This is a genomic window from Paramagnetospirillum magneticum AMB-1 (genome assembly GCF_000009985.1).
Classification (GTDB): domain Bacteria; phylum Pseudomonadota; class Alphaproteobacteria; order Rhodospirillales; family Magnetospirillaceae; genus Phaeospirillum; species Phaeospirillum magneticum.
In genome coordinates, this window is the sequence record NC_007626.1 from 1,160,468 (window position 1) to 1,175,541 (window position 15,074).

Annotated in this window: 14 protein-coding genes; 8 read left to right on the forward strand and 6 right to left on the reverse strand. The window is 66.5% G+C overall.

Going from position 1 to position 15,074, the window contains the following annotated elements:
• The first annotated feature begins 3 nt into the window (after positions 1–3).
• Positions 4–1,866: a PhoX family protein gene (locus tag AMB_RS05565; protein WP_011383506.1), complete on the forward strand. Its 1,863-nt coding sequence runs from the start codon at positions 4–6 to the stop codon at positions 1,864–1,866.
• Between the two features lie 10 nt (positions 1,867–1,876).
• Here AMB_RS05565 and AMB_RS05570 read toward each other — a convergent pair whose 3' ends face one another.
• Positions 1,877–3,181 carry a magnesium and cobalt transport protein CorA gene (locus AMB_RS05570; RefSeq protein WP_011383507.1) on the reverse strand — a complete coding sequence of 435 codons (1,305 nt, stop codon included), beginning with the start codon at positions 3,179–3,181 and terminating at the stop codon, positions 1,877–1,879.
• 206 nt (positions 3,182–3,387) lie between these two features.
• Here AMB_RS05570 and phaP point away from each other — a divergent pair, with 206 nt between their 5' ends.
• From phaP to AMB_RS05585, 3 genes are all read left to right on the forward strand, one after another.
• Positions 3,388–3,789: a TIGR01841 family phasin gene (gene phaP / locus AMB_RS05575; protein WP_043743531.1), complete on the forward strand. Its 402-nt coding sequence runs from the start codon at positions 3,388–3,390 to the stop codon at positions 3,787–3,789.
• 110 nt (positions 3,790–3,899) lie between these two features.
• A complete protein-coding gene (locus AMB_RS23220) occupies positions 3,900–4,364 on the forward strand; it encodes a hypothetical protein (protein ID WP_011383510.1) in 465 nt (154 codons plus the stop codon).
• Positions 4,365–4,427: 63 nt separating this feature from the next.
• Positions 4,428–5,240: an RMD1 family protein gene (locus AMB_RS05585; protein WP_011383511.1), complete on the forward strand. Its 813-nt coding sequence runs from the start codon at positions 4,428–4,430 to the stop codon at positions 5,238–5,240.
• Positions 5,241–5,250: 10 nt separating this feature from the next.
• Here the strand turns inward: AMB_RS05585 and AMB_RS05590 are convergent, their stop codons facing one another.
• Complete coding sequence (locus tag AMB_RS05590; protein ID WP_043746117.1) at positions 5,251–5,487, reverse strand: TraR/DksA C4-type zinc finger protein; 237 nt, start codon at positions 5,485–5,487, stop codon at positions 5,251–5,253.
• Between the two features lie 204 nt (positions 5,488–5,691).
• Here AMB_RS05590 and speB point away from each other — a divergent pair, with 204 nt between their 5' ends.
• From speB to AMB_RS05605, 4 genes are all read left to right on the forward strand, one after another.
• Positions 5,692–6,585, forward strand: coding sequence for an agmatinase (speB, locus tag AMB_RS05595; RefSeq protein WP_011383513.1), 894 nt, complete (start codon positions 5,692–5,694; stop codon positions 6,583–6,585).
• A gap of 338 nt (positions 6,586–6,923) precedes the next feature.
• Positions 6,924–8,126, forward strand: coding sequence for a type III PLP-dependent enzyme (locus AMB_RS05600; RefSeq protein ID WP_011383514.1), 1,203 nt, complete (start codon positions 6,924–6,926; stop codon positions 8,124–8,126).
• A gap of 43 nt (positions 8,127–8,169) precedes the next feature.
• On the forward strand, positions 8,170–8,355 hold the full coding sequence (locus tag AMB_RS24970; RefSeq protein WP_148207308.1) for a hypothetical protein: 186 nt from the start codon (positions 8,170–8,172) through the stop codon (positions 8,353–8,355).
• An 88-nt stretch (positions 8,356–8,443) separates the two neighbouring features.
• The gene (locus tag AMB_RS05605; RefSeq protein WP_011383516.1) at positions 8,444–8,956 is read left to right on the forward strand and encodes a protein-tyrosine-phosphatase; all 513 of its coding nucleotides are present in this window, start codon (positions 8,444–8,446) and stop codon (positions 8,954–8,956) included.
• Between the two features lie 170 nt (positions 8,957–9,126).
• Here AMB_RS05605 and AMB_RS23225 read toward each other — a convergent pair whose 3' ends face one another.
• The 4 genes from AMB_RS23225 to pstB form a co-directional block, all read right to left on the reverse strand.
• Positions 9,127–11,181, reverse strand: coding sequence for a putative bifunctional diguanylate cyclase/phosphodiesterase (locus AMB_RS23225; protein ID WP_050750639.1), 2,055 nt, complete (start codon positions 11,179–11,181; stop codon positions 9,127–9,129).
• A complete protein-coding gene (locus AMB_RS05615; protein ID WP_011383518.1) occupies positions 11,178–12,215 on the reverse strand; it encodes a phosphonate ABC transporter substrate-binding protein in 1,038 nt (345 codons plus the stop codon). The genes AMB_RS23225 and AMB_RS05615 overlap by 4 nt, the downstream gene beginning before the upstream one ends.
• A gap of 86 nt (positions 12,216–12,301) precedes the next feature.
• Positions 12,302–14,047, reverse strand: a complete 1,746-nt coding sequence (locus AMB_RS05620; RefSeq protein ID WP_011383519.1) for a GGDEF domain-containing protein — start codon at positions 14,045–14,047, stop codon at positions 12,302–12,304.
• A 127-nt stretch (positions 14,048–14,174) separates the two neighbouring features.
• Positions 14,175–14,957, reverse strand: coding sequence for a phosphate ABC transporter ATP-binding protein PstB (gene pstB, locus AMB_RS05625; protein WP_011383520.1), 783 nt, complete (start codon positions 14,955–14,957; stop codon positions 14,175–14,177).
• Positions 14,958–15,074 lie beyond the last annotated feature (117 nt).

Genomic DNA, 15,074 nt, shown 5'->3' on the forward strand with positions numbered 1-15,074 from the left:
ATCATGCGGTTCCGCCATGTCATCGCGTCGGGCCTGCTCGGCCTGCCCTGCTGCGCCCTGGCCGCCGAGCCGGCCATCCGCTCGGTGGAGTTCACGGCCACGCCCGCTCCCCGCGTCGCCGAGGAGATGGTGGTGGCCGGGACCCGCTCGGTGGCCCGCGTCACCTATCAAGACGGCCGCCGCCGCGATTTTCCCTTGAGCTACGAGGTGCTGCTGCGCACGGGAGAGGGCGGGGCCGGGCTGGTGGTCGACCGCCACGGCAAAGCCATTCCGGCCACCTTGGCCGACGAGGGCGGCCGGGCCGCCAGGGGGCCGTTCCATGCCGCCTCGCCCGACGCCAACTCGCTGCTGGTCACCGGGACGGGGCCGGTGCTGATCACTCATTTCGAGTACCAGACCGAGGCCCCCGACCTGGACCCGGCCAAGCCCCCGGTCACCATGTATGCCCGCCTGCCCATGTCCATGGCCGCCACCCGGCTGGGACAGGACGCCACGTCCGGCCGCCTGACGGCGCTTGGCATGGACAATGTGGACATGGCGGCCATCGAGGGCCTGTGGATACCCTGCGCCGGGACCCTGACGCCGTGGAACACCCATCTGGGCGGCGAGGAATACGAGCCCGATGCCCGCAGCTTCCAGGCCAAGCCGCTGGAGGCCATGAACCTGTTCCTGGGCACGCCCGGCAAGACCGCCGCCCAGGGCGGGGCCAAGCCCTATCGCTACGGCCATCTGGTGGAAGTGGCCATGTCCGGCGGCAGGGCCGTGCCGACCAAGCACTACGCCACCGGCCGCCTGTCCTTCGAACTGGCCGACATTCAGGAGGACGGACGCACCGCCTATTTCGGCGACGACGGCCGCGATGTCGGCCTGTTCATGTTCGTGGCCGACCGCGTCGGCGACCTGTCGTCGGGAAGCCTTTACGCCGCCAAATGGCGGCAGGTGGACGGCGCCAATGGCGGCCGCGCCCGTCTGGCCTGGATCCGGCTGGGGCATGCCAGCGATGCCGAGATCAAGGCCCTGGTGGATCGCGGCATTTCCTTCGACGAGATTTTCGACACCGCCGATGCGCCGGCCGAGGGCTTTCGCCCGGTCTACGCCTATCCGGGGACGGGGGCCAAGCCCCGGCTGGAATATCTGCGTCCGCGCCCCGGCATGGAACTGGCGGCGGCGTTCCTTGAGACCCGGCGCTATGCCGCCTGGCTGGGCGCCACCACCGAGTTCACCAAGATGGAAGGCCAGACCCATGACGGCGCCGGGCGCCGGCTGTTCACCGCCATGTCCTATGTGGAAGGCGGCATGCTCGATGGCCGCAACGCAGAGCGGCCGCAAGACGACATCCGCCTGACCGGGGACGAGAAGGACCTGACCTGTGGCATCGTCTACCAGAGCAGCCTGTGGCCGGGCCAGTACGACAGCGACGGGCGGCCCATCGCCAGCGACTGGGTGGCGACGGACATGTCGGCCCTGGTGCTGGGGGAGCGCAATGCCGAGGGGGGCGGCAACCGCCACGACAAGTGCCATACCGACAAGGTGGCCAACCCCGACAATCTCAAGTTCTCGCCGGCCCTGCGCACCTTGTTCATCGGCGAGGACAGCGGGAACCACCTGAATAATTATCTCTGGGCCTACAATGTCGACAATGGGGCGCTGACCCGGCTGGCCTGGGCGCCCATCGGCGCCGAATGGACCGGCCTTGCCGTGGTCGAGGGCTTGGGGCGCCACGCCTATATCCTGTCCAACCTCCAGCATCCCGGCGCCGCCGAGGATCTGGCCAAGTATCCCCCCGAGATCCGCGACGAGATGCGCAAGCGCGTCGACCAGCGCGGCGCGGTGGGCTATCTGCGGGGGCTGCCGGCCCTGCGCTGAGGGCGCCGGGTCAGGCCTTGGCCCGTCTCTTGGCGTTTCGGGCCTCGAAGACCTTGAGGACCGTATAGGTCCCCCATCCCACCAGGATCATTCCGGCGGTGAAGGCGCCATAGGACAGGGGCCAGGGAACGCCCTGGGTCATCATGGAGAATTCCGACATTCCGCCGATGCCGGCCAGCACGTTGAGCGGCATGAACACCACGCCGGCCACCGTCAGCTGCGAGACCCGGCGGTTCTGGTTGATGTTGATGAAGCCCACCGTCGCATCCATCAGGAAGTTGATCTTTTCGAACAGGAACGCCGTATGGGTGTTCAGCGATTCGATGTCGCGGATGATCTCGCGGGCGTCTTCCATCTGCATGGTGTTGAGCAGGCGGCCGCGCAGCAGGAATGAGACGGCGCGCTGGGTATCGAGCATGTTGCCGCGAATCCGGCCGTTGAGGTCCTCCTCCTCGGCGATGTTGCCCAGGATGCGGGCGGCGTCGGAATCGCTGATGTTCTCGCTCAACACCTTGCGGCCGACCCGGCGCAGCGTTTCGTAGGTGTCTTCAAGGGCGTCGGCGGAATATTCGATGTCGGCGCCGTAAAGGGCCAGCAGCAGGTCCTTGCAATCGGACACTTCGCCCGGCTGGCTGCGCATGCGCAGCCTCTGCAGGCGGAACACCGGCAGCTCCTCGCTGCGCACGGTGAACAGGGTGTCGGCATGGACGATGAAGGCCACCGGCACGCTGCGGGACTGGCCGTCGCGGTCCAGCAGGAAATTGGAGTGGAGGTGAAGCTCGCCGTTCTCCTCCACATAGAAGCGGGCGCTGACCTCCAGATCGGTCAGATCCTCGGGGTCGGGCAGTTCCAGGCCGAAATGCCGCCCGAGCCAGCCCCGTTCCGACTTGGAGGCGCCCAGGGTATCGATCCAGATCGGCCGCAGCCCTTCCATCTCGCTGCGCGACACCACCTGGATGATCCGCATGCGGCCGTCCACCAGTTCACAGGCCGTGACCTCGCCGCTGAGGAATTGCGGCTCGACATTGCCCGCCAGATGCTCGCCCAGCGCGCTGGAGACCTCCCACAGAACATCGTTCATGCGGTCCTGCGCCACATGGCGCCACAGCAGCCTGGCGTCGTCGGGGGAAACGCTTTCCAGTGACCGGCCGATCTCGCCGGCCGACAGCCGGGACAGCAGCATCCGCAGCTCGGCGGTGTGCTGGTTGTGCACCACCGTCTCGACCAGTTCCGGGCGGCGCGTGGCCTGGGCCCGCAGCATGTCCTCGATGATCTTGTGCTTGCTCAGCAATTCGGTCACGGCCAACAGCGACATCAATTCTCGCCCGAATTATGGGGTGGAAAGCCAAAGACCATGCGCAAGCGGCCCGGCGAATTCAAGGGTGCGCCTTCAGCCGTCTGAAAGTTGTCATGGAATGGTCACCGGCACGGTCATCCCATGACATCAAATCTTCACGAGCCTTCGGCCAATGCCCATCGATAATGCCACACCCCGTTGGAAAACCCGCATGGAGGCGACGCGTGCTTCAGAATTTCTGGATCGGAACCGATTTCGCCAAGCTGCTGTCGTCGCTGCCCGTGTCCAATGACGGCGTCAAGGCCATGCTGGAAAGCCAGGCAAGGAATCTCGCGGCGCTGGAAGAGGCCAATCAGCACGCCATCGACGCCTTTCACGCGGTCTTCAAGCGGCAGAACGAAATTCTCCATGCCGCCATCCAGGAAAGCGCCAAGCTGGTCTCGGCCCCCGAGGAGGCCTTTTCCAAACAGGCCGAGATCGCCCGGACGGCCACCGAACACACCCTGGACAATCTTCGCCGCATGTCGGAAATGCTGGCCGCCGCCTCGGAAAAGGCCGCCGCCGTCCTGAACCAGCGGGTGAGGGAGAACATGGAGGAGCTCAAGACCATCTCCAGGCCGGAATAGCCCCGGCCCGGGGCTCGCGGGCGATCGCGGATTGCGCTTGAAAGCGATATCGCTTCGATATACAGTTACCTCCATAACGCGGCGTTCGCCGCTCCGCCCTGGAGGCAATCATGACCCCCCCGAACAAGTCCAAGAAGCCGGCCGCGGCGCAGCCCGACGCTGCTCCCGCTCCCGCTCCCGAAGTCACCGAGGCTCCCCAGCCCGCCGCCGCAGCGGAACCCGCCGCCAAGCCCGTGGTGGCGAAGAAGAAGGCCGGAGCCAAGCCAGCCGCTTCGCCCAAGGCCAAGAAAGCCGCGCCCAAGGCCAAGAAAGCCGCGCCCAAGGCGGTGAAGGCCAAGCCGGCCGTGGCGCCGGAGCCGGTCGCCGAAGAGGTCGCCGACGGCGACAAGGTGGCTAAGAAGGTGAAGAAGGACAAGAAAAAGGACAAGAAAAAGGATAAGAAGAAGAAAGAGGCCGTGATCATCCGCTTCGATGATCAGCAGCTTCCCCAGGTGGATGCCCGGGCCGAAGCCCTGGGTCTGTCGCGGGCGGCTTGGGTCCGCATGGTGGTTGCCCAGGCCCTGGCGAAATCCTGATTGCCGTGCCCGCTCCTGGGCCGCAGCCCAGGGGGCGGGAATCACCCCGGAAAGTTCCACTCCATGACCGACGTCGCCGCTCCTCTCCCGTCTTCCCGGACCCATCTTGGCGTCCAGGTCCTTCTTCTGGGCGAAAGGCTCGACACCCGGCGCCTGGAGGAAGGCGTGGTGCTGGCCACCGCGCCGCTGATCATCCGCGCCGGGCGGGCGGGGCATGCGGTGCTGTTCCGCTATGGCGTGGTGGTGCTGTTCAACCTCGACCCCATGGAGGAAGCGGTCTTCCTGACCTCGCTGGGCAAGCTGGTCGCCGAGCCGCTGCCGGTGCAGGAGCGGGAATCGGCCGAGGTGGTGATCGCCCCCGACGGCGACGACCACCTGGACAAGGAGGGGCGGATCTATCTGTCCGATGCCTGTCCCGAACGCCTGCAACTGGTGGCCGAGGTGCTGGCCCGCGAACTGGTCCTCGAACATTACGAGACCCGCATCGCCCGGGTGTTCGATGCCATCGAGCCCCTGGCCGCCTCGCTGGCCCGCGGCAATCTGCGCCGCCTGAAGACCAAGGACCTGCTGGTTCAGATCGGCGAGGTCCTGCTGGCCGAGCACCGGATGGTGGGGCGCGTCCAATTGCTGGAAAGCCCGGAAGTGCTGTGGATCAAGCCGGAGTTGGAGCGCCTGTTCGTCCGCCTGGAACGGGAATACGACCTGACCGCCCGGGACAAGGCCCTGGACCGCAAGCTGGAGGTGATCTCCGACACGGCGGAGACCCTGCTGGACCTGATCCAGACGCGCAGCAGCATGAAGGTCGAGTGGTATATCGTCGCCCTGATCGTCCTCGAGGTGCTGCTCACCACCTACGACATGTTCCTGGCCAATTAGAGGCCGGAGCCTATCCCCGGCGCGGGCCGCACAGCCGGGCCTGGCGTTGCGCCTGCTCTTCCTCGGCGGCGCAGAAGCTGCAGTGTCGGGCGTGGGGATTGACGGCGATCCGCTGGGGCTCGATGGGGTCATAGCAGGTCTTGCAGATTCCCGAGGAGCGCGGCCCTGTCATCCTGTTCAGAACGGCCTTCAGCGCCACGTCTCTGAAAGCTTCGATTCGTTCCGCCGCGCAATCGATGTCGTCCAAGGCATGACCTCCGTTCCCATAGGAAAGAAACCGCGCCACCCTGGGCAAGAACACCCGTGACGTGAAGTGATCGTTTCGTGACAGGCCCTTGATCCGGCCTTGCGTCGTGATCGGAAACGGAGAGATACTTTTCCCACCTTCTTTCGGCACAGCGGCCTTTCTCGTCTCTTTCGGGGTGGGGTCCGACATTCAAAGGAGGAATGCGTGCTGCCGACATTTTCCCTTCCCCCCCGTTTTCTGGGCGGGTGCGCGTCGGACCCGGGCACCGCGACATTCTGCATCGCCGGCATTCCCTTCGATCTTGGCGTGACCAACCGTTCGGGAGCCCGCGAGGGGCCGCAGGCGGTGCGCCGCGCCAGCCGCATGCTGGCCGACGGCGCCAATCCCGCCGGCTGGAGCGATCCGGCCCAAATGTCCATCGCCGATCTGGGCGATTTTTCCCTGGCGCTGGGCGACATCCCCAGGTCGCTGGAGATGATCGAGCAGCAGGCGGCGGGCATCGGCCACCTGCTGGCCGTGGGCGGCGACCACACCATCACCCTGGCCCTGCTGCGGGCCCTGGTCAAGCGCACCGGCCCGGTGGGGCTGGTGCATTTCGACGCCCATATCGACACCTGGCCCGATAATTTCGGCCAGAAGCTGGCTCATGGCTCGCCGTTCTTTCATGCCTTGCGGGAAGGGCTGGTGGATCCCCGGCGCATGATCCAGATCGGCATCCGCTCGCCCATGCCGCGCGAGGTGTACGACTGGACGGTGGGGCAGGGCGTCACCATCGTCACCGCCGAGCAGGTCCACGCCCAGGGGCCGCAATGGGTGGCCGAAGCCATCGGCCGGGTGGTGGGTGAGGGGCTGACCTATCTCAGCTTCGACATCGACGCCATCGATCCCGGCCAGGCGCCGGGCACCGGCACGCCCGAGGTGGGCGGGCTGTTCACCTGGCAGGTGATGGCCATCCTGCGCCGTCTGGCGGGACTCCGCTTCGTCGGCATGGACGTGGTCGAGGTGGCGCCGGCCTATGACGTTTCCGAGATCACCGCCCTGGCGGCGGCCTCGATCCTGTGGCAGTACCTGACCCTGCGGCCCCTGGATAAATTGTAATATTTCAGGGGCTTGTCCCGGTCCTCGGGAAGGATTAGATTCATCTTAGTGACGCACACGCACGTGCCGATGGCCCTTTGTAGGTTATGCAACGACGAACGCGTCCTTTTTGGAGGAGCCGGCAGAAATGGGCCGGTACCCGAAAGGGAGGTGGACATGTTGACGACCCGCGGCTTGGGCGTAATCCCCCAATTCGATCCTCAGTCTCGTTTCAGTATGTGACGACGGTTTCGGCGTTCCTCTGACCGAACGCCCGCCATCCGCATACTGAAGGGTTCCGTTTCCCGGCCCTGTCCGGGGAGCGGGTGGATTCATCCCTGTTGGGGGGAGTTGCCGCCATGACCGTCGCCCGCTATCACGCCCGCACCCGTTCCCTCTTCGGCAGCACCGGAGCTTTGCCGTCGGTGCGCGCCGCAGTGCTGGCCCTGCGCCCCGAGGTGCCCATGCTGTGCCTGCGCCCGGCCAAGGCCAGCCGGGAGGCGGCCCGCTTCGTCGACAGCTTCCCCGGCCAGGTGCTCTATGCGGTGAAGTGCAATCCGGACGAGGCCGTGCTGCGCGCCCTGGCGGCGGGGGGGATCGGGCATTTCGATGCCGCCTCCATCGCCGAGGTCAGGCTGGTGCGCCGCCTGTTCCCCGAGGCCGGCATTCACTTCATGCACCCGGTGAAGGCGCGCTCGGCCATCCGCGAGGCCTATGGCCTGCACGGCGTGCGCGACTTCGTCCTCGACGGCGCCGGGGAGCTGGACAAGATCGTGGCGGAGACCGAGGGCGCCTCGGATCTGCGGCTGATCGTGCGCCTGGGGCTGGCCAAGGGCGACGCCCGCCTCGACCTGTCGGGCAAATTCGGCGCGTCGGCGGACGACGCCGTCCGGCTGCTGCGCCGCTGCGCCGCCGTGGGCCGGGTCGGGCTGTCGTTCCACGTGGGCTCGCAATGCTGCGATCCCTCGGCCTGGGAGCGCGCCCTGGCCCAGGCCGACGCGGTGATCCGCGCCGCCGCAATCCAACTGGACGTGCTGGATGTGGGCGGCGGCTTCCCCGTCGCCTATCCCGGCATGCGGCCGCCGCCGCTGGCGGCCTTCATGGCGGCCATCCGGCGCGGCGTGGCCCGCATGGGCTTGCCGTCCGGCTGCGTCCTGTGGTGCGAGCCCGGACGCGCCCTGGTGGCCGGCTGCCAATCCCTGGTGGTCCAGGTTCAGGCGCGGCGTGGCGACATGCTGTTCATCAACGACGGAGTCTACGGCACCCTGTCCGATGCCGGGGCCCTGGCTTGGCGTTATCCCTGCCGCCTGATCAAGGCCGCCGGCGCAAGCCACGAGACGCTTCAGGCCTTCGGCTTCTTCGGGCCGACCTGTGATTCCCTCGACCGGATGCCCGGTCCCTTCCTGTTGCCGGCCGACACGGCCGAGGGCGACTGGATCGAGATCGGCCAGTTGGGCGCCTATGGCGCCTGCCTCAGGACCGGCTTCAACGGTTTCAATGATCTGCTGCGCGTTGAGGTGGGCGAGCCCGCTGTCCCGTCGCAGGCCAGCCGGGCGGCCTGAGCCCGGACGTCACGCCAAACAAACAATGTGTGGGGAGGACGAGATGGAAAACTGGAGCCGACTGATGGACGCGGGACGCGAATTGTCCATGGCCTTCGACCTGCTGGACCGGGCCGCCGAGATCACCACCATTTCCACGGCGGCGGTCCTCACCAAGGAAGGCCTGCTGGGCGCCGCCCGCCAGGCGGTGGCGCGGACCAACTCGCTGCTGGGGCGCAAACCGTGGTGAGGATCGCAGGCGAAGTGTAACACCACCGGTTCTTTCCCCCCGGTATAGTGCGGGGCGGTTGCCACAGCCTGCGAGGGGGGATTGGGACATGGCCGAGCTTAGCCATAGGACGGTCAGCGTGCTGTTCGTCAGCATCGAGGGGGCCGTCCGCGCCCCCATCGCCGCCGCCGCCATGAATGCCTGCCGGGGCGACGAGTTCCAGGCCTATTGCGCCGGCACCCGGCCGGCGGCGGAGATTCCGGCGGCGACCTTCGACGCGCTGCGCATCGCCGGCATTCCGGCGGCGGGCCTCCGCGTGGCGGGCCTGGGCGACTTCCTGTCGCCCGATGCCCCCCGCCTGGATTTCGTGTTCAATCTCACCGAGCCCTACGAGCAATGCGGGGCCATCGCCCTGCCCGGGGCGCCGGTCATCGTGTCCTGGCCCATTCCCCATCCGGTGATGGAAAGCGGCTCCCTGGCCGAGCGCGGCTCGCGCCTTGCCGAGACGGTGCGGATGATCCGCCGCCGGGTCGAGCTGTTCGCCGAGTTGCCGGCCGACAAGCTGGACGCCCTGGCCCTGCGTCTGCGGGCCGAGGGCATTCACCGCCAGGCCGGAGCCTGACAGGCTGAGGAGAAACTCCGCTTCGCGGCAGGGCTACCGCCCAGACCCGTTCGGAGGCACAGCCTCAGAGCCGCCAGTTTCTTTCTATTTCAATGGATTGAAAAGATGAAGGGGCCGGGAAGCTGTGCTTCCCGGTTGGGGGATCGGGGGCAAAAGCCCCCGAAGGGGCGTCAACTGGTGGCGAAGACGGGCTGCAGCCCAGTCTGCGAGGCCGAGAGTGATAGCGGCGCCATGGAATCCGCTCCCTGGCGGACCAGTTGCGCTTCGAGATCGGCGGGCGGCAGGGGGCGCGAGAAGTAGTAGCCCTGGACCACGCCGCAATCGGCATGGCGCAGGAACTCGAACTGATGCCGGTTCTCCACCCCTTCGGCGATCAGCCCCAGCCCCATGGCATTGGCCATGGCGATGATGGCGCGGATGATCTCGGCATTGTCGGCGTTGTGCTCGATATCCATCACGAAGGCGCGGTCGATCTTCAAGGTGGTGATGGGCAGGCGCCGCAGGTAGGACAGGCTGGAATAGCCGCTGCCGAAATCGTCGATGGCGATGCCGAACCCCCGGTCCCGCAGCCGGTTGAGATAGCCGATCACCTTTTCCGGCTCGTGCATGAAGGTGGATTCGGTGACCTCGACCTCGATCAGATCGGGTCTGACGCCGGATTGGTCGACGATGCGGAAGATGCCGTCCACATCCTTCTCGTGCAGGAAATGGCGGGGCGAGAGGTTGACCGCCACGGCCACCTCGCCGAAGCCTCTAGCCTCCCAGTCCCTGATCTGGCGGCAGGCTTCGTTGAGAACCCATTCGCCAACGGCGACGATCAGGTCGCTTTCCTCGGCCAGGGGAATGAATTCGTCGGGCTGCACCAGCCCCTCGCCGGGGCGGCGCCAGCGGACCAGGGCCTCCACGCCGGCCAGGGCGCCGCTGGCCGAGGCGATCTTGGGCTGGTAGTGCAGCTCCAGCTGATTCTGGGGAATGGCCTGGCGCAGCGCCATCTCGATGTCCATGCGGCGCAAGGCCCGGGCATTCATGGCCTGGTCGAAGAAGTGGAAGGTGTTGCGCCCCCGTCCCTTGGCCTCGAACAGGGCCATGTCGGCGTTCTTGATCAAGGTGGTGATGTCGGCGCCGTCCTGGGGATACATGCTGATGCCGACGGAGACGCCGACCCGCAGCAGATTGCTGCCCAGTTGGACCGGCACGCCGATGGTCTCGATCAGCTTCTCGGCGACGCTGGCGGCCTCGCCCGCCGAGTTCAGGCTTTCCACCACGATCACGAATTCGTCACCGCCCCAGCGGGCGACGGTGTCCATGCCGCGCATGATGTCGTGAATCCGGTCGGCGATGATCCTGAGCAGGGCATCGCCCTGCTTGTGGCCCAGGGTGTCGTTGACCACCTTGAAATTGTCGATGTCGGCGAACAGCAGCGCGATGGAGCGGTTCTGGCGGCCGGCCAGGGCGATGGCGTGGCCGATGCGGTCCTCCAGCAGGCGCCGGTTGGGCAGGCCGGTCAGCAGGTCCCGATTGGCCAATTGGTGAATGTCCTCGGTTCGCTGGTCGATCTCGGTCAGGAGCTGGTTGTAGGCGTGGACCACCTCGCCCAGCTCGTCGCGGCTCGACCACACCAGGGGCTCGCGCATCAGCACCGAGGCATTGTGGTGCAGCGAGTTGCGCAGCCGGGTCAACGGACCGGTGACCAGGTGGCGCACCGCCGCCAGCAGGACGGCGGTCACCAGGAGGAAGGCGCCGGACAGCACGATGGCCGCTCCGGCCCGCTGACGGACCAGTTCGCTGCGCACCTTTCCGTCGTGGAAGGCCACTTCCAGCCGGCCGACGGGATATTCGCCGCCCGGCGTCTGCTGGATCAGGGGCACGACCTTGCGGAAAACGTCCCGCCGCCCGTCGGTGTCGCCTCCCTGCGCCGAGGCGACGATCTCGCCGCCGATGCCGAAGACCGTCGCCTCGAACAGTTCCGGGACATCGGGGTAGGACTGGAATTGCCGCTGCACCGCGGCGAAATCGAATTCCCACAGGGGTTTGACCAGTGCGGCTCCCTGGGTGATGGCAAAGCTGTCCAGGCGGGAGTTGAGGGCCGAAAGCCGGTCGCGGACGCTGTAATGCTCGAAGGCCGAGAACATCACCACCGTGCCGAACAGCAGGGACGGCAGAACGATCAGCAGAAGCTTGCGGCCGATGGATTTCGGCGTTCGATGGGCCAAGGGCATGGTCATTGTCCTCCCCCGCTTTCCATGGCGCCGGAGCGGCCTTCCAATTGGGCGATACGGCGGTTGATATCGGCCAGCCGCCGCTGGCGTTCGCCCGGCGGCAGCGTGGTGTCGGTCTCGGTCTGCGTCCGTTGCCGGGCCGCCTCGATCAGCCGCACCGAGACCAGTTGACCATCGTCGGAGGGGACGAAGCTGCTGATGTCGAGGCGGTCCATCGCCCTGCGCTCCTCGGCCAGTTGCATGGCGGACTTGCCGGCGGCCGGCTGGCCGTAGCCGAAGAAGAACGCGGCGATCCGCTCCTTGTCCGCGGCGGGCAGGTCGCGGCGCCGGACCAGGGGATCGGCGGGAATGAGTGGCGAGCGCCAGACGATCCGGGTGGCGGCGAGGGTGCCGGGGTCGCGTCGCCCAAGCTGGTCGTAGATCAGGCTGGCCACGGTGGCGGCGTCGCTACGCCCCTCGGCCACCGCGCGGATGTTGTCCTCGTGATTGGCGTGGACCACGCGCTTGAACAGCTTGCGGGGTTCCAGATGCCGGCTGGCGAAAAGGTAATAGCCGGGAACCACCGTCCCCGAGGTCGAGTTGACGTCCCCTTGGGCGAAGGTCAAATCCACGGCTTTGGCGATGACCTCGTCGGCACTGGCCAGGGGCGAATCCCGGGGGACGATCAGATAGGTGTAATAGCCGCCCAGGCCCGAGGGATAGGTCTCCTTGGCGAATACCTCCGTCCCGGCAAGGTCCACGGCCTCGATGGCGGTCTTGTTGCCCAGCCAGGCCAGTTGCGCCCGGCCGGACCGCAGATTCCAGATGGCCCCGGCATAATCGGCCGAGACCTCGGCCATCACCGGCCGGCCAAGATGCTTGCCCAGGGCGGCCAGCACCGGCCCCCAATTGGCTTCCATTTCCTGCCGGGATTGCGGGGCGATGAGGGCGAAGCGCAGCGCCTGCGGGGCCTCGGCACCATGGACGTGTCCGGCCGTCTGACCGATCAGCAGCGCCCAAAGCCCGATTCGCCTCGTCCACACGGCGACGGAGATCCCCATGGCCATCCCTTTCATCGAGGAAGCAGCAGCGGCATGCTGCGGCGCAACAATAGCGCGGGGCGGCGGGCCGGCGGGTTAATGTTCGATTAACCTGCCGGAGCGGGCTCGATGACCACCAGCTTGGAGGGCGTCTCCTTGGCCTCCTTCTTGCGCGCGGCAATGGCCGAGGCCACGTCATCCACGGTGATGTCGGTGCATCCGGGCGGCAGGACGAACAGTACGGCGCTGGCCGACAGCAGGGGGAAGGACTTGACGTGTCCCTCGCGGTCCTGGGCGGTGATGCAGCGGCGCTGCCGCGCATCCTGGTCGTAGAAGCTTTCGGCGTCGGAGGCGAAGCGTCCGATCAGCTCCCCGATGGCCAGGGCGGCCTCGGCGCCGTTGGTGTGGGTGATGCCGACGAAGAAATCGTCGCCGCCGATATGGCCCACGAACCAGCTCTGGGGATCGGCCCGCTTGCGGCACAGTTCGGCGAACAGCAGGATGGCCCGGTCGCCCTGGCGGAAGCCGTAGGTGTCGTTGAACGGCTTGAAATTGTCGAAATCGATGTAGGCCAGCACCGCCCCGGCCCCGCCGGTAACGCAATCGGCCACGTATTCGTTGATGACCACGTTGCCCGGCAACTTGCTTAAGGGATTCTCGTCTCTGGCCCGCGCCAGGGTCTTTTCGTGCATGGCACGGATCAGCGAGCGGGCGCTTAAGAAACCGCGATAGACCATGTGATCGCTGAGCAGGATGCCGTCGGTCTCCTCCACGGCGGCATAAAGGGCCAGCATCTGATCCAGGGGTGTGCCGATATCGGCAATGGGGCAGCGCACGATGAAGTCGCGCACCTGGCGTCCCAGCGATTTGTTGGCGATCAGGTCCTTGCCGAAGCTGGAATAGGCGTAGTTCTTGGTGTCGCGTTCGCGCACGATGCCGAGCGGCCGTCCGGAATGGTCGACCACCGGGGCATAGCCATTGTCGGACGACCGGGCGAAGCGTTCGAAGATCTCGCTCATGGGGGCGTCGGCCAGGATGGCCGGAACCTGATCCATCTGCTGCAGCACCCATTTCTGGTCGATCTGCCGCTGGCGGCGGTCGTCGCGGGCCAGCACCTCCACATGGGGATAGCTGGCGGCGAGACGCAGCGGGTCAAGCTGGGGCGGGCTGATGAAGTTGCCCTGAACCAGATCCAGTCCCAGTTCCCGGCAGACCATCAGCTCGCGGCCGTTCTCGATGCCGACGGCGATGACCTCGACGCCCAGGGTATGGGCCATTCCGATGATCTGGGCCAGGACCACGCGCTTGCGGGCGTCGCTGTCCAGGCCGGCGATCAGGGTGCGGTCGATCTTGATGAAGTCGGGGTTGCAGCCGGTGAGCAGCGCCAGGGAATGGGGCATGGCTCCGAACCGGTCCACCGCCACCATGCCGCCGCCCCGCCGCATGAGCTTGGCGGGATAGGCCGAATCGTCACTCTCGGCCGGCAGGCCGGCGATTTCGGTCACCACATGGGCGAAGGCGGTCTGCAGGGCACCCTGGACGTCGCCCAGCAATCTGTCCAGATGACCGGCGGCACGTGCGTCCAGATTGAGGAAGAGGGCGCCCTGGGTGAGGGTGGGGTAGCGGGGGGCCATCTCGCCGATGGTGGCGCGCACGGCGATCTCCAGGTCCAGCAGGTGGCCGGCCGCATGGCATCGGTCGAGCAACCAGGTGGCGCTCTCCTGCGGGCTGCCCTCCCAGCCGCGCAGCAAGGCCTCGTGACCGAAGCATTGCCCGGTATGGACGTTCACGATGGCCTGAAACGCCACGTGAAGGCCGGGAAATCGGGGGTTCAGTTCGATATCATGGGACATGACGCGGCTTTGTGATCCGCGGCCGCCCCAAACGGCGACCGCACGGCGGCATCATGCCAAATCGGTCATGAACAAACACGCGGAGCGAGGGGCCGTCAGAAAAGTTTCACTATTGGAATCGCCGGGCTCAGCCGAACCGGCCGGTGATGTAGCCCTGGGTCAGGGGGTGCTGCGGGCTGGTGAACATGGACTCGGTCTCTCCCATCTCGATCAGCTTGCCGAGGTGAAAGAAGCCGGTCCGCTGGGACACCCGGGCGGCCTGCTGCATGGAATGGGTGACGATGACGATGGTGTAGCTGCCGCGCAGTTCGTCGATCAGTTCCTCCACCGCGGCGGTGGCGATGGGGTCCAGGGCAGAACAGGGCTCGTCCATCAAGATAACCTCGGGGGCCACGGCAATGGCGCGGGCGATGCACAGCCGCTGCTGCTGTCCGCCCGACAGGCTGGTGCCGGTCTCGCCCATGCGATCCTTGACCTCGCCCCACAGCCCGGCCTTGTCGAGGCTGGAGATGACGATCTCGTCCAGTTCGTCGGCGCCGGCGGCCAGGCCGTGCAGCCGGGGGCCGAAAGCGACGTTCTCGTAGATGGATTTGGGAAAGGGGTTGGGGCGCTGGAACACCATGCCAACCCGGGCGCGCAATTGCACCACGTCCATGGCCGCGTCCTGAATGTCGATGCCGTCCAGGAACAGCGAGCCGCTAACCCGGGCGATTTCGACCAGATCGTTCATCCGGTTGATGCAGCGCAGGAAGGTGGACTTGCCGCAACCCGAGGGGCCGATCAGGGCGGTCACCTGCCCGACCGGAATATCCAGGTTCACGTCGAATAGAGCTTGTTTTTCACCGTAATGAACATTCAGGTCGCGGGCGGATATCTTGCTGCTGCCAACAAACGAATCAATAATTGCCATTACGAACCTCGGGCGGGGAGGGGGCGATAAACCTTCGTCACCGTGCTGCAACAATGAGCAGCATGGCGTCACTGTGGTTTATCGCTCCATTCCTCGCGTCATCAAACAGCTTAAGTG

Coding starts and splice junctions, on each gene's coding strand:
- AMB_RS05565 (WP_011383506.1), top strand. CDS start 4: ATGCGGTTCCGCCATGTCATCGCGTCGGGCCTGCTCGGCCTGCCCTGC.
- AMB_RS05570 (WP_011383507.1), bottom strand. CDS start 3,181: ATGTCGCTGTTGGCCGTGACCGAATTGCTGAGCAAGCACAAGATCATC.
- AMB_RS23220 (WP_011383510.1), top strand. CDS start 3,900: ATGACCCCCCCGAACAAGTCCAAGAAGCCGGCCGCGGCGCAGCCCGAC.
- AMB_RS05585 (WP_011383511.1), top strand. CDS start 4,428: ATGACCGACGTCGCCGCTCCTCTCCCGTCTTCCCGGACCCATCTTGGC.
- AMB_RS05600 (WP_011383514.1), top strand. CDS start 6,924: ATGACCGTCGCCCGCTATCACGCCCGCACCCGTTCCCTCTTCGGCAGC.
- AMB_RS24970 (WP_148207308.1), top strand. CDS start 8,170: ATGGAAAACTGGAGCCGACTGATGGACGCGGGACGCGAATTGTCCATG.
- AMB_RS05605 (WP_011383516.1), top strand. CDS start 8,444: ATGGCCGAGCTTAGCCATAGGACGGTCAGCGTGCTGTTCGTCAGCATC.
- AMB_RS23225 (WP_050750639.1), bottom strand. CDS start 11,181: ATGACCATGCCCTTGGCCCATCGAACGCCGAAATCCATCGGCCGCAAG.
- AMB_RS05615 (WP_011383518.1), bottom strand. CDS start 12,215: ATGGGGATCTCCGTCGCCGTGTGGACGAGGCGAATCGGGCTTTGGGCG.
- AMB_RS05620 (WP_011383519.1), bottom strand. CDS start 14,047: ATGTCCCATGATATCGAACTGAACCCCCGATTTCCCGGCCTTCACGTG.
- pstB (WP_011383520.1), bottom strand. CDS start 14,957: ATGGCAATTATTGATTCGTTTGTTGGCAGCAGCAAGATATCCGCCCGC.